This is a genomic window from Maridesulfovibrio salexigens DSM 2638, from assembly GCF_000023445.1.
Lineage (GTDB): Bacteria > Desulfobacterota > Desulfovibrionia > Desulfovibrionales > Desulfovibrionaceae > Maridesulfovibrio > Maridesulfovibrio salexigens.
The window spans coordinates 2339078-2352294 of record NC_012881.1 but is presented as its reverse complement, the minus strand read 5'-3'; the positions used below and the strand labels follow the sequence as shown (position 1 = coordinate 2352294).

14 protein-coding genes are annotated in these 13217 nt (G+C 44.5%); 12 read left to right on the top strand and 2 right to left on the bottom strand.

The features are described 5' to 3' along the window. Positions 1 to 108: 108 nt before the first annotated feature. The 7 genes from DESAL_RS10770 (at position 109) to DESAL_RS10740 (ending at position 5637) form a co-directional block, all read left to right on the top strand. The gene (locus DESAL_RS10770) at positions 109 to 543 is read left to right on the top strand and encodes a hypothetical protein (protein ID WP_015852020.1); all 435 of its coding nucleotides are present in this window, start codon (positions 109 to 111) and stop codon (positions 541 to 543) included. Between the two features lie 101 nt (positions 544 to 644). Beyond that, on the top strand, positions 645 to 1202 hold the full coding sequence (locus tag DESAL_RS10765) for a hypothetical protein (protein WP_015852019.1): 558 nt from the start codon (positions 645 to 647) through the stop codon (positions 1200 to 1202). Then, positions 1192 to 3153, top strand: coding sequence for a terminase gpA endonuclease subunit (locus DESAL_RS10760; protein WP_015852018.1), 1962 nt, complete (start codon positions 1192 to 1194; stop codon positions 3151 to 3153). Before DESAL_RS10765 ends, DESAL_RS10760 begins: the two co-directional genes overlap by 11 nt. A 1-nt stretch (position 3154) precedes the next feature. Next, positions 3155 to 3379: a hypothetical protein gene (locus tag DESAL_RS10755; protein ID WP_015852017.1), complete on the top strand. Its 225-nt coding sequence runs from the start codon at positions 3155 to 3157 to the stop codon at positions 3377 to 3379. A 426-nt stretch (positions 3380 to 3805) separates the two neighbouring features. Next, the gene (locus DESAL_RS10750; RefSeq protein WP_015852016.1) at positions 3806 to 4327 is read left to right on the top strand and encodes a hypothetical protein; all 522 of its coding nucleotides are present in this window, start codon (positions 3806 to 3808) and stop codon (positions 4325 to 4327) included. A gap of 110 nt (positions 4328 to 4437) precedes the next feature. After that, a complete protein-coding gene (locus DESAL_RS10745; protein ID WP_015852015.1) occupies positions 4438 to 5091 on the top strand; it encodes a BRCT domain-containing protein in 654 nt (217 codons plus the stop codon). Positions 5092 to 5133: 42 nt separating this feature from the next. After that, positions 5134 to 5637, top strand: a complete 504-nt coding sequence (locus tag DESAL_RS10740; protein WP_015852014.1) for a hypothetical protein — start codon at positions 5134 to 5136, stop codon at positions 5635 to 5637. 95 nt (positions 5638 to 5732) lie between these two features. On the opposite strand, the gene DESAL_RS10735 is transcribed toward DESAL_RS10740, so the two are convergent. Further along, the gene (locus DESAL_RS10735) at positions 5733 to 7028 is read right to left on the bottom strand and encodes a hypothetical protein (protein ID WP_015852013.1); all 1296 of its coding nucleotides are present in this window, start codon (positions 7026 to 7028) and stop codon (positions 5733 to 5735) included. Between the two features lie 244 nt (positions 7029 to 7272). Between DESAL_RS10735 and DESAL_RS10730 the strand changes: the two genes are divergently transcribed. Together DESAL_RS10730 and DESAL_RS10725 are read left to right on the top strand one after the other, a co-directional pair. Next, positions 7273 to 7512: a hypothetical protein gene (locus DESAL_RS10730; protein ID WP_015852012.1), complete on the top strand. Its 240-nt coding sequence runs from the start codon at positions 7273 to 7275 to the stop codon at positions 7510 to 7512. A 161-nt stretch (positions 7513 to 7673) separates the two neighbouring features. After that, entirely contained in the window at positions 7674 to 7871 is a 198-nt protein-coding gene (locus DESAL_RS10725; protein ID WP_015852011.1) for a hypothetical protein, read from the top strand. A 142-nt stretch (positions 7872 to 8013) separates the two neighbouring features. Here the strand turns inward: DESAL_RS10725 and DESAL_RS10720 are convergent, their stop codons facing one another. Continuing rightward, complete coding sequence (locus tag DESAL_RS10720) at positions 8014 to 9288, bottom strand: hypothetical protein (RefSeq protein ID WP_015852010.1); 1275 nt, start codon at positions 9286 to 9288, stop codon at positions 8014 to 8016. Positions 9289 to 9446: 158 nt separating this feature from the next. Between DESAL_RS10720 and DESAL_RS10715 the strand changes: the two genes are divergently transcribed. From DESAL_RS10715 to DESAL_RS19760, 3 genes are read left to right on the top strand one after another with little or no spacing between them, the layout of a single operon-like run. Then, positions 9447 to 9650: a hypothetical protein gene (locus tag DESAL_RS10715; protein ID WP_015852009.1), complete on the top strand. Its 204-nt coding sequence runs from the start codon at positions 9447 to 9449 to the stop codon at positions 9648 to 9650. Continuing rightward, positions 9647 to 11110 carry a phage portal protein gene (locus DESAL_RS10710; protein ID WP_015852008.1) on the top strand — a complete coding sequence of 488 codons (1464 nt, stop codon included), beginning with the start codon at positions 9647 to 9649 and terminating at the stop codon, positions 11108 to 11110. The genes DESAL_RS10715 and DESAL_RS10710 overlap by 4 nt, the downstream gene beginning before the upstream one ends. After that, on the top strand, positions 11103 to 13205 hold the full coding sequence (locus DESAL_RS19760; protein WP_015852007.1) for a phage major capsid protein: 2103 nt from the start codon (positions 11103 to 11105) through the stop codon (positions 13203 to 13205). The genes DESAL_RS10710 and DESAL_RS19760 overlap by 8 nt, the downstream gene beginning before the upstream one ends. Positions 13206 to 13217 lie beyond the last annotated feature (12 nt).

Below are 13217 nucleotides of genomic sequence, written 5' to 3'. Positions count from 1 at the left end.
TTTTTATCTCTGGTACATGGACAACCCAGACAGAAAATAAAAACAGCAATAGTTTCAGTGGTTTTTGTCGTTAGTTAACGCGGACACAACCCCGGACACAGTACCATTATGAGCGCATTAGCAAAACTAAAAGACAAGTACAGGAAGCTAGAACCGGAAACACCTTACAGTAAATTCAAGCGGTTATGCTTGAAGGAAGGTGTGATCCCGGTATCCGAGGAAGAATTCAATCAGGATTGGCAGACCTATGAAGCTGGGCATGAGGCCATGAAAACACTGGGCAAAATGTTGAGGCAACACCCCACGGGGTTCAAGCTTAAGCGGAACATGGTCGGTGAACTGGTTGTCATCATTGACGAAGCATGGGGCAAGGCAAACTTCGAAACCCTCTGGGAAATGTGGAGTTTATACGAGAAAGCCGCGCCGCTTATCGCCTTGCTTCATATGGATCGGCTACCGCTGGTGGAAGATGAACCGTCGAAGCGTTTGGTCGAAGGGCGGTTGCCTTTGGGTCCTCCCCAGCGATCCATGAATCACGGGTAACAGTGACTCCGAGTCTTTTGCACACGGAATGTTTTGAAAAATATGCACACTGCACAAGCTGCATCAATCGTGTCACTCTATTTAATTCAGGTGCTACTTAAATGGTTGATAAATTTTACAAATCCATAAATCAGGCTTGGGAGCAATTCGGTAAAGTCCGTTGGCAAATTTCGCGCCGGACCTTCTTCAATTACGTGGGCAAGGGCAAGCAAGTACCGCCGCTGAACGGCAAATACTACGAAGACGATATTTGCGAAGTTGCTGAACAACTTGGCTGGGTTCCTATCGGGCAGGTTGCGGAAGCGGATCAGCCGGACGATGAAGGTTTGACCGGGGATTCCGCGAAACGTTTTCAGGAAGCCAAGGCCAAGGATAAGGAATTCGAAGCCGAACTTAAGAGATTGAAATTAAACAAAGAATTAGGAAAGCTTATTGACCGTGAAAACGTTGAAATGATCATGGCTGGAAAAACCGCCGTGCTTGATACCGGGCTTCGTCAACTGTTCATCATGAAAGCCCGCGACTTCATATTTGCAGTGGATGGGAAAGTGGAGCGTGAAGACGCATTTATTCAGATGGTCAACGATGAACTGGATGCACTCTTCAGCGAATTTGCCCGCACTGATGAAATAACCGTGGAGTTCTCAAGTGGAAGCTAGAGCGATTGTTAGAAAGCTGGTCGCAAATCCTATCCCGGTTTCGGTGGATCGTTTTTCACTGCCGCAGGAAATGACCGGCACGAAATACACTTTCGAATTCAGCAAGGGCGAAAAGCAGATTCTGCGGAAGCGCAAAAAGACCGCCGTCAGCAAATGGGCCGAAGCTCACCGCATGCTTGTGCCGGAATCAAGCTCTTTGCCGGGACCGTGGCGCAATGACGTAACGCCGTATCTGGTTGACGTAATGGACAGTATGTTTTTCAGCAGCGTCCAGACCGTTATAGTCTGCGCCGCTCCGCAGGTCGGGAAAACTGAAGTTTTGCTTAATGCGCTGGGCTACGCCGTTGACCGTGAACCGGGGCCAGCCATGATTATCTATCCTGATAAAATCGCCGCTCAAGATGCAAGCCGGGACCGCGTTCAGCCCCTGTTCAAGTCTTCCCCCCAGCTTACGCAATATCTTACGGGTTCCACGGACGATGAAGGTTCGCTCCGTATCAACCTGCGGCATATGCCGATTTATATGGGCTGGGCGCATTCTGCCTCCCGGCTGGCTTCCAAACCTGCCAAGTACATTCTCTTTGATGAAGTGGACAAGTTCCCGACTACATCAAACAAAAAGGAAGCCGATCCGCAAAGCCTCGGTGAAAAGCGCGGGCGTACTTATCGCAACCGTAAGTTCTTGAAAATTTCATCACCCACCACGGAAAGCGGCCCTATCTGGGTGGCCCTGAACAATGAAGCTCAAGTTGTATTCGGCTACAAGGTGCGCTGTCCTATTTGCGGGCATGAGCATGAAATTGATTTTGACCAAATCAAGTACCCGGATCGTGAAGGCATGGACCCGTCCTTGTACGCTGAAACTGTCGAATCCGAAAAGCTGGCGGCATATGAATGCCCCAACATGGGCTGCAAGTGGGATGATGGAATCCGTGATAAAGCCGTAGGGCTAGGCGGCTGGTTTGACCGGGTAACAGGCATCGACATTAAAACCTACCTTAAGACCTATCGGCCTAAGAAAATTGGGTTCCATATTCCTAGCTGGCTGTCGCGTTTCGTGTCGCTTTCTGAAGTTGCTGCCGCTTTCCTGCGCGGGCAGAAGTCCAGCTTGAACCCGGATTGGAAGGAGAAGTTAAAGGACTTCATGAACTCCCACAAAGCGGAACCGTGGGTGAACTATCAGCAGGAACGCAGTGAAGCTAAAATCCTGGCATTGAAAGATGATCGCCCGCGCCTGTTGGTTCCCGGCGGGAATGTGGTTTCGTGCATGACTGCCGCCATTGATACGCAGTCCGGGCGCGGTGGATATTTCCCGTATGAAATCCGGGCATGGGGTTACGGAATGATCAATGAATCATGGCTGGTTGCTGATGGTGAGGTGGATAGCTTTGAAGCTCTCGCCGAAGTCCTTTGGGAGCGTGAGTACAAGGATTCGCAGGGCAACCCCTATCTTGTTCGGCTGGCCCTGATAGATGCAATGGGGCATCGCACCGATGAAGTTTATGATTTCTGCCGCATGAACCGGGGCCGCATTCTACCCATCAAGGGTGAACAGACCATGGCCCGTCCGTTTGCCTATACCCAGCTTGATACCTACCCCGGATCAAACAAGCCGATTCCCGGCGGGCTGAAGCTGCTGCGTCTGAACGTGACCCATTACAAGAACTCGCTTTCCAACCGTCTGGAAATCAACCCGGCTGATCCGGGCGCGTATCACCTGCATAGTGAAGTTTCGGATGCATGGGCGCGGGAAATGACCGCTGAATACGTGAATGAAAAAGGCTTTTGGGAATGCCCCAAAGGAAGGCCGAACCATGCATGGGATATAGCCGGATACAACTTAGCGGCTGCGGACCTGCTGAACGTGAAGTCCATCAAGAAGAAAGGCAGTGCCAAGCCCAGAAAGCAGGCTCCGAAACGAACTACCAACCCTTACACCAACGGGAGATAAGATGTCAGCTAAGTTAATTGCTGCGGCACTGGCTAAAGCGAAGCAGGGCGTAACATACAGCCCCAAGGATGGCGCGGTTTGCCCGTGGTGCGGGGCCGTGCGGATTCCGGTGACTTCATCGCCCAAGTGGGATGGGGGGATAAAGGTGCGGTATCATAAGTGTAAGGCTGATGGGTGTTTGCTGGCTAAGATGGGGCAGGGGGTTAAGAGTATTCAGGGGGAATGAGCGTTGCCGAAGACTAGTCAGGTAAACATTTTAATGTTGACTGAAGGTTTTTTTAAAAAAGCGGGTACAATAATGCACCAGCCAACAAGCTGTCCAATGTCGGTAAGTATACTTAAATATGTGGCAACATCATTTGAGTTCATGAATATTGATTATAACAAGGTCGTGTATATAGCAAGTTGTTAAAATACTCGCCCCCCCCCAGCGGGCTTTTCTTTTGCCTTTCTACTACCGCCTGCTCCTGTTACTTCATCGCCCAAGTGGGATGGGGGAATAACGGTTCGGTATCATAAGTGTAAGGCTGAGGGGTGCTTGCTGGCTAAGATGGGGCAGGGGGTTAAGAGTATTCAGGGGGACTCTTGCGCACTACTTGAATGAGGTGTAATTCTACATACTCGGCATTAAAAACAGGGAGTAAGTTGCAAAATGAATATTGAGATTGCTATTAGTTTTGCCATAGGAGGAGTCATTGGAGGCTTTGGTGGTTGGTTTGGAAAACTTTTGATTGCAATGGCTAAAGTTAAATTTAAATCCAGCGAAGACTCTAAAAACGAAAAACTAAAAGCGGATTTGGAGTATAAAACCTATCTAAAGCAAGAAGAGTATGTTGCCGCAAAAGTTTTTAATAAAATATTTTACAAGATAAAACCAAGCGTAAATTTTCCAGATATGGACCACTATGAAGCATGTAATGATATCGCATATCGGTTCGAAAGAATTGAAATTATTTTAAATGATTTTTTAAGTGAACATTCTGTTATTTTAGAACCAAAAATCAGAAATGAGATTCAAGATGCTGCGATAATTGCATCTTATGGGAAGCTAGAAATAACCAGTCCAGACATTTCAGATTATGCTAACTCTGAAGCAAGTAAAATGTATGGTATTTTATGTGGGGTAAAAAAAGTTTTTGAGGATTTAGCTGAAAAACAGAAAAATATAAATTAGCTCGCCCCCCGGGGGGCTTTTTCATACCCAATTTTCAAAACCCACCTTGATTCCTTCTTTTCTTTTATATAACACCGTCAATATCATTCTTAAATAAAGAGGGGTGTTCGATGGATGATTACGATGATAACGAAGCCTTGGTTTCACGCTTCAATGTTGCCATGCGGGAAGATCGTGATGCTGATGAGCTTCTTGGTTTGTGCCGGGGAATTCTTGCGGATGGTATTGTAGTAGAAGCCGAAGCACGCTTTTTACTTAACTGGCTGAACGAACATGACACCTGCCTTTGTCACTGGCACGGGAGCATACTTAAAGAGCGGCTTGATGAATATCTTGCAGATGGCGTCTGGACCGAAGAAGAGCAGGAGAACTTTTGCGAGTTGGCTAAAAAGGTCGTGGGCATGGATACCGAAGCCGATGAGCCTATGCCTACTAAAACCGGGGCAACCACATTACCACTTTCTGATCCGTTACCCGTAATGGAATTTGAAGAGAGAAATTTTGTCGTTACTGGCAAGTTCGCAACTGGTGTTCGCAAGAAAGTTGTTGAGATGGTTACGAATCGGGGCGGTGAAGTAAAGAAGACTGTAAGCAAAAAGGTTCACTATCTCGTAATTGGTGACCTTTCCAGCCCGAATTGGAAGCATTCTTCATATGGGCGTAAGATTGAAAAAGCTATTGATCTGCGTGATCAGGGCAGTGAAATTTATATTGTGAGTGAAGAACACTGGTATGCTGGATGTACGAATTGTGCTCTTTGCTAGGCATAACCTATGCTGAATTAATTAAGATAATGGAGAAATACGTTGAAAGATAAATTGTTAATAGCTGTTCTTGGTCATTCAAATTCAGGGAAAAGTACGACTTGGTATAAATTGTTTGGTAAATCACGTCTTAATACTGGATCAAGATTAAGAGAATTAGTGTTAAACGAAACTCAATCCATTGATGTCTTTTTAATAAATGGTTCTCCTGAAGAGCGGGGGAAGACTGTTGAAGAAATTTTGCGTGGAAAAACGCCAGAGGTTGTATTGTGCTCAACTCAATATCGTAAAGAGGTTACAGCTACTTTCGACTACTTTTTCGATAATGGATATGATGTTTACGTACAATGGCTTAATCCCGGTTTTAAAGATAAAGGGTCATATACAGATAGGCTTGGAATTGAAGATTACCTAATTAGGAATGGAGCTACTGTTCATAAGAGAGATGGACAATGTGACCCTAGTCAGCGTGTTCAAGAAATTCGGGAATTTATTCTCCAGTGGGGCTTATCTCGAAAACTTGTATATGCAAATTCCATTACCTAAAAAGTGTTGCCTAGCTCTTCCCAGAAATACTAAACTTTTAGTTTGTGAACGATATTAAAGAAGCCCGCACCAAATGGTGCGGGCTTCTTATCTGTTCATTTCTGTGCAACTTGAGAATTTATTGGAAATTTGTACACAAAGTTATCATTGTAATTAAACATATCTGCTGAAATTAACAACTCAGTAAATTTTCCAAAATTAATATTGGTATCTTTTCCAAAAAGCATTGTAACTTTTCGCTTTCTATTTGCTGGAATGTCTAGTTCCGTTGAAGCATACCATTTCTTACCATTTATTATCATTCGTTCAAGCTTGAAGCTATTTTCAGAATCAAATAGTTTTGTATATTCAAGATCATCTAAAACTACATCCCGAAGTTCATCCCTGTTTTTAATCCAAATAGTGCATGCAGCCTGCCCTCCATCTATATATACTTTTTCAAGTGTAATTTCGATATTTGCATGCTCTATACTATTTGCTTTTTTATCATGATGTCCTAAAGCAACGTCAGAATATATATATTTGTAAGAATAATTCTTCTGTCCTTTTATCTCAAATTCAAAATTCATTTTAATTTCTTGAAGCGCAAAGACAGGACTTTTATCAGCTAAAATGAAACGTGCTATAAACGATCTTTTTCTATTGTGAGGAAGACTTATTTCAGATGATCCATACGTTTCATTATCGCTAATTCTTATCTTTTTAATATGTCCTAAGTTTCCTTCAGAATCAATTACTGTTGAATATTCTAAATCATCAATTTGTATATCATTTGCAGTAGTGTTCCGAATTTCAAAAGAACAAACAATTTCATTTCCTGATCGACGCGCGTCTTTTAAGACAAGAATAACACCGTCTTTTTCTACTAAACGTTCTTCAGCTATTTCTGCTGAAATACTTAATTCCCCATCAACATATTTAGCGGTAGACCCCATTCCTGCTAAAGATTTATTGAGTAACTCTTCTACTTCTTGTGATTCCGGTTTGTACGCCTGAGCAAGTGTTAAAAATCCAAAAGCCGCGTTATACTGCTGTTTATTCAGTTGATTTGTAGCATTGGCGATAAGATTATCATATTTTTTATTTGCCCTTTCTCTATGTTCTGCTTCAATAACAGATTCATACTTATCGCCCTCTTCCTTGATTTTCGCTTTATCACGGTCATCTAGAGCCTGCTGTATTCCTTGTTTTAGTATATCTTCAGCAGAGACACCTAATGTATTAGCAAATTCATCTATTTTTGCAGACAAATGCTTATTTGTTTCAGATACTTCCTGTGCATAACTATCAGATTCTCTAGCCTTAACTATACTTTCATATGTTATATAAATTGAGACTACAGTTACAACAAAACCGATCAAACCCAAAAGCGCACCAATCTTTTTTTTCACGACTATCTCCCCTTATTAATGAACATTTCTTAGAACGAACTACCCTATAATAGAGCTATTATTTTTTTTCAACCCACAAATACAAGATCTTATTAGCGTAGCTCACCGAAGCAGCACATAGCTACGGCAAAAGAACTGATGATCAAGAACTTGGATCATTTGCCAAGGGCTGAGCGGCAGGCAATGTTGATGGCGTATGATGCCTTGATTGAGGCCGAACAGGGTTTGAATGGGGAGGTGGGCCATGAATAGCGATGAACTTTGTCACCATGTTTCGGATATGATGTCGGCGTGTTCTTCTCTTGGAGTCCTGCGGGACTACTTTGAAAAAATGGACATGATGGGCGAAGCCTTTATGATAGAAGCCATCCGTAGGACCATTTCTGACAGTGCAAACGCTTTTGATGAATACGACATGAAAGTGCAGATGGCTAAAAAACGCGATGGGAAGCCTGCGGCGGTTTTGGAGTTGGTGCGAAGGTGATATTAAAATTATTATCATTAAAAGATGCTATGTGGTTATTTTTGTGATAGTACAGGCACTAGGATTTAGGTTGGCTTTGTGAAAGGCGGGGCTCAAGTCTTTATGCACTACATAGGCATACAAGGCGACTTGTGAAATTTTATTTAAAAAAGGAGGATAATATGGGTAAATTCACGACAGCCATGAAATATTTATTTGGTTCTAGTGATTTGAACCCTCATGAAGGCAGCGGAACGGCGATTGAACACGCAACAAGGTTGGTGGAAGACCCTAAATATAGGACTGAAATGGAAAAACTCTATGGGAAAGAAAATGTTGATGAAGCAATTAAAAATGGTTTTCCATCTAACCCCTTATAATTTAGATATCACCAATATAGAATTGTTTTGTGGTTTTAATTGTACATAATGAAATTTTACTTACAGTAAACACCCCATTCCAAACAAGCACCTCAATTGTTATTGTTCGCCCTGTAGGTAAACAGTAACAATTGAGGCTTCTTTATTCTAAAACTTTTTCAAAGTATTCACGCAGAAGGTCTTTTTCTTTAAATATGTCATCTAAAATTGCATACAATACGCAACTTCCATCTTCAAGGATAAATGGAACATTTGAATTATCTACCTTAAAAGTTTTGACTCTTTTATAAATCTCGCCTTTTTGAGCATGGTCTTTATTTCTTTTTTCAAAGTCATCTACAGAATAAAATATAAATTCATGATCCATATGTTTTATAATCGGCAAATCATCAACAAAAGTATATTCAAGGTGAAGGACTTGAGTAACTATACTATCTTTATATATTATAAAATCACTTATTATCTCTTCAAAAGTCATATTGTAACCGTCAATTACAACCCATAATTTTGTAAAATAATCGTCAGTGCTATACAATCTTGTTATTGATGGAGCCTTTAAATTTTCAAAACAGAATATATTTCCAACTTCAAGCTCTTCTAACGCTATCATGAGATTATCTATATCATCTCCAACAACTCTAAAATTAGGGCGTATCGCTAAGCTATTAATAGCTCCTGCATTATATAATTTTTCTAAAAGCCCAAAAATTTTTTCAGACACTCCATTAACAAGGATATAGTTCCCAATCCTATTGTCATATAACTTTGGAAGATTGCTTAACTTTAGTTCTATATCACCTGAGACAGAAAAAAGGTCATATTTATTATATTGAATGTCTATTTCGTTTAAATCTAAACCATGTTTTATATATATTTTTTCAAGATTACAGTCTTCTGGTTTGTAAAAAACACTATCAACTTCTTCCTTATAGTACTTGTACAACTCTTCAGCAATAAAATAAGCTGCATAAGTTTTTTCAAAATAACCAAAATCATTTGCAATCGTAGGAATTTTCGCTAAATCGCAATAAAAAAACTCTTTATTTTCTTTTAAAAACTCCTCAAAGGAATATGATCTAAGTCTTTTTGCGGCATTTTCATATATACGAATAGATTTGTGATCCATCAATCCTTCTTTTGCCATTCTCTTTATTTTATCTTTGCTGCGTTCTTTTTCCTCTTTAAGTTTATATTTCTTATATTCTACAATTAAATCTTTAAGCCAATCAGTCTTCTGTATTGCCAGTGTTTGCGGTATAATTACATCTGCAAAACATAAATCTTTTTCAATATATTTACTAAAAAAAACATCGCTATCAATTACTTCTGAATTTCCTGACAATAATTTAATATTATTCTCAGTTTCAATATCGTACAACTCACTAAAAACATCTATCATTTCAACAGGTATCAACATATATACTCCTTTAAAAAAACTATCTTTAATTAATAATCTTAATTCAATAAAATTCAACCAGTAAATTTTACTCCCCAGTAAACAACCCCATTCCAAACAAACCACCTCAATTGTTATTGTTCGCCCTGTAGGTAAACAGTAACAATTGAGGTTTTTTCATGCTCCAGAAACAACTGGACTCTGTAAATAAGGCGATTGCCAATATTGAAGACGGCGCACAGTCCTATACCTTGAATGGTCGGACTCTCACCCGTGCTTCTTTGGGCAGGCTTTATGACCAGCGCGATAAGTTGGAAATGCGTATCGCCATTGTAAAGAATGGCGGTAGGGGCTTTAAAGCCAAGTACAGGGGCCGTTCATGAACCTGTATGAAGGCTGGACTTCATTTGTTGCCCAGTGTGTCGGGGCTATCTCTCCGCAGATGGCTACCAACTGGGTTAAAAGCCGCATGCAGCTTTCCGCATACACTGCGGCTACTAACCGTGGCCCTAATGCGGGCTGGCGGCCCGGTAACCGTAGTGCGGATAACCTTTCCCGGCACGAACATGCCTTAATCGTTTCCCGAGCACGTGATCTGGTGCGCAACTCCACCCATGTTTCCGGCGCGCTTGAGCGTATAGCGAACAACGTTATCTATACCGGAATCAAACCGCAGGCCGCGCGCCTGACCAATGCGGGCGAACTGGACCACGGCTTCAACCGCAAGTTGGAACAGCATTTTAAGGATTGGGCCGAAGCTGATGAAGTTGGCTTTGATGATATTCAGCGGCTTATCCTGAATCACCTCTGGCAGGATGGAGAATGCCTTCTCCGCTTCTATCCTGACCCCGACTTGATGAAACAGGGCCTTGCTCCCTTGGGCGTGGAACTTCTGGAATGTGACCACCTTGATTCTTCTGTTGATGGCCTGCGCGAAAACGGAAACTTCGCTATCCGTGGCGTTGAATTCAACCGCAAAGGTCACGCGGTGGCCTATCACCTTTTCAGTGAACATCCCGGCGATATGCGCCGCTTAATGAGTCGTGAATCCGTGCGGGTTCCGGCTATGTGGGTACGCCATATCTTTTTGCCTAAACGCGCCAGCCAGCACCGGGGAATATCTTGGATGGCCCCGGTCATTATGGAAATGCGCGACTTCAGCGAATTTCAGGATTCGCATCGCATTGTTGCTCGGCTGATGGCTGCTTTCGGCTTCTTTGTCGAAACGCCATACCCTGAACTTCAGAACCCCTTGGGCCTTGATGATTCCGATGTGCCGGAAAGACCGGAAGCCTTTATTCCCGATTACGTGGAACCGGGGCAGGTCGTAACCCTGCCTTCCGGTTCCAAGGTTAACGAAGCCCAGTTCAACCACCCCGGCGCAACCTATGAACCGTATGTGAAAACCAGCCTGCGCGGTTCTTCCACTGGCTTCGGTATGTCCTACGAAGCCTTTTCCAATGACTATTCAGACGCTTCTTTCGCGTCCGCCCGTTCCGCCACTCTGGAAGAACGGCGCGGCTACCGTGTTCAGCAAGTGCTGATGGGCCGCAAAGCCATAATACCCACATGGCACATGTTCGCCCGCATGCTCTGGTTAAGCCAGCTTGAACCGTCCATGACCGGGCCGCGTGTTCCGGTTGGTTGCCAGTACCCCGGCTGGCCTTGGGTTGATCCCACTAAGGACGCAAACGCGGCTGAAAAAATGCTTGGCATGGGCTGCACCACGCGCCGCAAAATCTGCGCGGAACGTGGCGAAGACTACGATGAAGTAGTGGACCAACTCACCCGCGAAAACGCAGACCTCAAGAAGCGCGGAATCTTAGGAGCTAACAATGCTTAAACAATTTCCTGCAAACCTTTCAGCGAAAGCACAGGAACCGCTTCAGCTTACAGCCGATTTGAAACTCAGCGAAGCCGAAGAAGGTAAAGCCCGCCGCTTTCGCATTGTCGGATACACCGGGGCCGTTATTCAGCGGTATTTCCGCTTTGTCATTGATCTAACCGGAATCCGTTCCGAAAAGGTCATGCCCATTCTTGAAGAGCATGAAGTTAAAAAGAAAGTCGGCCTTGCGGATTCCAGCAAGCTCGAAAAGGAAGGCTTCGTCCTTGAAGGCTCCTTTGTGGACACGAAAGAAGCCAACGAGATCATCCGTCTTTCGGATCAGGGCTGGCCTTATCAGGCTTCCATAGGTGTCTGGCCCGAAGCAATTGAAGAAGTGAAATCCGGCGCGACTGTAACCGTTAACGGTATGGAACTGACCGGACCTTTATATGTGTGGCGCAAATCCTTTGTGCGCGAGACTTCCTTCTGTGTCCTTGGCGCGGATGGAAAAACCGGGGCTGTAGCAATGACAGAACAGCCTGAACCTAAACCGGAGGACTCAGTCATGAAAACATGGTTGAAAGCTTTCCTGCGGGCTAATGGCCTTGAAGATATTACTGAGGACTCAGCCCGCACCCACCTGAAACAGATGGGGCTTGATTATGAAGCCCTGAACGCTCTTAAAGATGCCCCGGCATGGATGAGTAGCGGCGGTTCCACTCCTGCCCCTGCCCAGCAGTCCGCGCCGCAGGCCCCGGCTCAGGCTACCGCAGGAACCGACCCCAAACAACCGGAACAGGTAGACCCGCAAAAGGTCGCCCTTGCTGAACGTGAACGCATGAAGTTCATCGACCAGCAGGTCGTAATGTTCGGCCTGTCTGATGATTTCAAGCAGGGGTTGATCAATGGAGGCTTGCCCGTGGAAAAACTGAATGGCCTTATCCTTGAAGAAATCAGCGATCAGCCTGAACACCAGCCTCTTAAAGGTACCGGGTATATTGTCGGCGGACTCACCGAAGGCCAAAAGCTTCATGATGCTATGGTTTCCGGCATGCTTTTCCGCGCTGGCGTGAAAGAAGATAAGCCCGCACCGGGTTATGAAGATTTCCGCGTAATGCGCCTGACCGACCTGGCCCGCGATATTCTTGAAAGGGGAGGGGTAAAAACTCGCGGCTTGTCGCACAGCCAGCTTTCAAAGAAGGTTCTGCGGCCCATGTCCCTTTCCGCTTCCACCAGTGACTTCCCTTCCATCTTTGCCGCTATCACCAATAAGGTTTTGCAGAAGGCATACGCCGAAGCCCCGGCTACATGGAAACCGTGGGTCAACATCGTCCCTGTATCCGATTTCAGGGAAATTCACGGTATCAGCCTTTCCGAAGCTCCTGATCTGGAATTGCTGGATGAACACGGAGAATACAAGACCGGATCATTTGGCGATTCTATGGAAAGCTACCGCATTGCCCGTTACGGCAAAAACGTGAAGCTTACCCGTGAAATGATGATCAACGATGATCTGCGCGCCTTCCTGCGTATCCCCCAGCTTTTCGGTAATGCTTCGGCCCGTAAGGTTGCAGACATTGTTTATGATCTACTGCTTTCCAATCCCAAGATGAGCGATGGCATTCCGCTTTTTGATACCAGACACAAGAACATCGAAACTGAAGCTGATTTTAAGAAGCATGTTTGCAGCGATACCTTGAAGTCTGGTCGTAAAAGAATGCGCCTTCAGAAAGGCCCCAAGGGTGCAAAGCTCGACTTACGTCCGCGCTTCCTGCTCGTTCCTGTCGAACAGGAAACCGATGCAGAAGTGCTTATCCGTTCCACCGCTCTTCCCGATGAAAACAAGTCTTCCGGCGTTCACAACCCGTGGGCTGGGAAGCTTATTCCCATCGCCGAACCCCGCCTTGATGATAAAGACCCCGATGCAACTTATCTGATTGCAGACCCTAAACAGGTGGACGGTATTGAAGTGGCTTTCCTTGACGGCATTGAAGAACCCTTTGTGGATGAAGAACCCGACTTCGATTCTGACGGCCTGAAAATCAAAGTCCGTCTTGAAGCTGGTGCTGGCGTAATGGATCATCGCGCTTTCCAGAAGAACCCCGGCAAATAAGGAGCATTAAGC

Bases quoted from the DNA above. Each gene is read 5' to 3' on its own strand.
- DESAL_RS10770 (WP_015852020.1), top strand. From the start codon at position 109: ATGAGCGCATTAGCAAAACTAAAAGACAAGTACAGGAAGCTAGAACCG.
- DESAL_RS10765 (WP_015852019.1), top strand. From the start codon at position 645: ATGGTTGATAAATTTTACAAATCCATAAATCAGGCTTGGGAGCAATTC.
- DESAL_RS10755 (WP_015852017.1), top strand. From the start codon at position 3,155: ATGTCAGCTAAGTTAATTGCTGCGGCACTGGCTAAAGCGAAGCAGGGC.
- DESAL_RS10750 (WP_015852016.1), top strand. From the start codon at position 3,806: ATGAATATTGAGATTGCTATTAGTTTTGCCATAGGAGGAGTCATTGGA.
- DESAL_RS10745 (WP_015852015.1), top strand. From the start codon at position 4,438: ATGGATGATTACGATGATAACGAAGCCTTGGTTTCACGCTTCAATGTT.
- DESAL_RS10730 (WP_015852012.1), top strand. From the start codon at position 7,273: ATGAATAGCGATGAACTTTGTCACCATGTTTCGGATATGATGTCGGCG.
- DESAL_RS10725 (WP_015852011.1), top strand. From the start codon at position 7,674: ATGGGTAAATTCACGACAGCCATGAAATATTTATTTGGTTCTAGTGAT.
- DESAL_RS10720 (WP_015852010.1), bottom strand. From the start codon at position 9,288: ATGTTGATACCTGTTGAAATGATAGATGTTTTTAGTGAGTTGTACGAT.
- DESAL_RS10715 (WP_015852009.1), top strand. From the start codon at position 9,447: ATGCTCCAGAAACAACTGGACTCTGTAAATAAGGCGATTGCCAATATT.
- DESAL_RS10710 (WP_015852008.1), top strand. From the start codon at position 9,647: ATGAACCTGTATGAAGGCTGGACTTCATTTGTTGCCCAGTGTGTCGGG.
- DESAL_RS19760 (WP_015852007.1), top strand. From the start codon at position 11,103: ATGCTTAAACAATTTCCTGCAAACCTTTCAGCGAAAGCACAGGAACCG.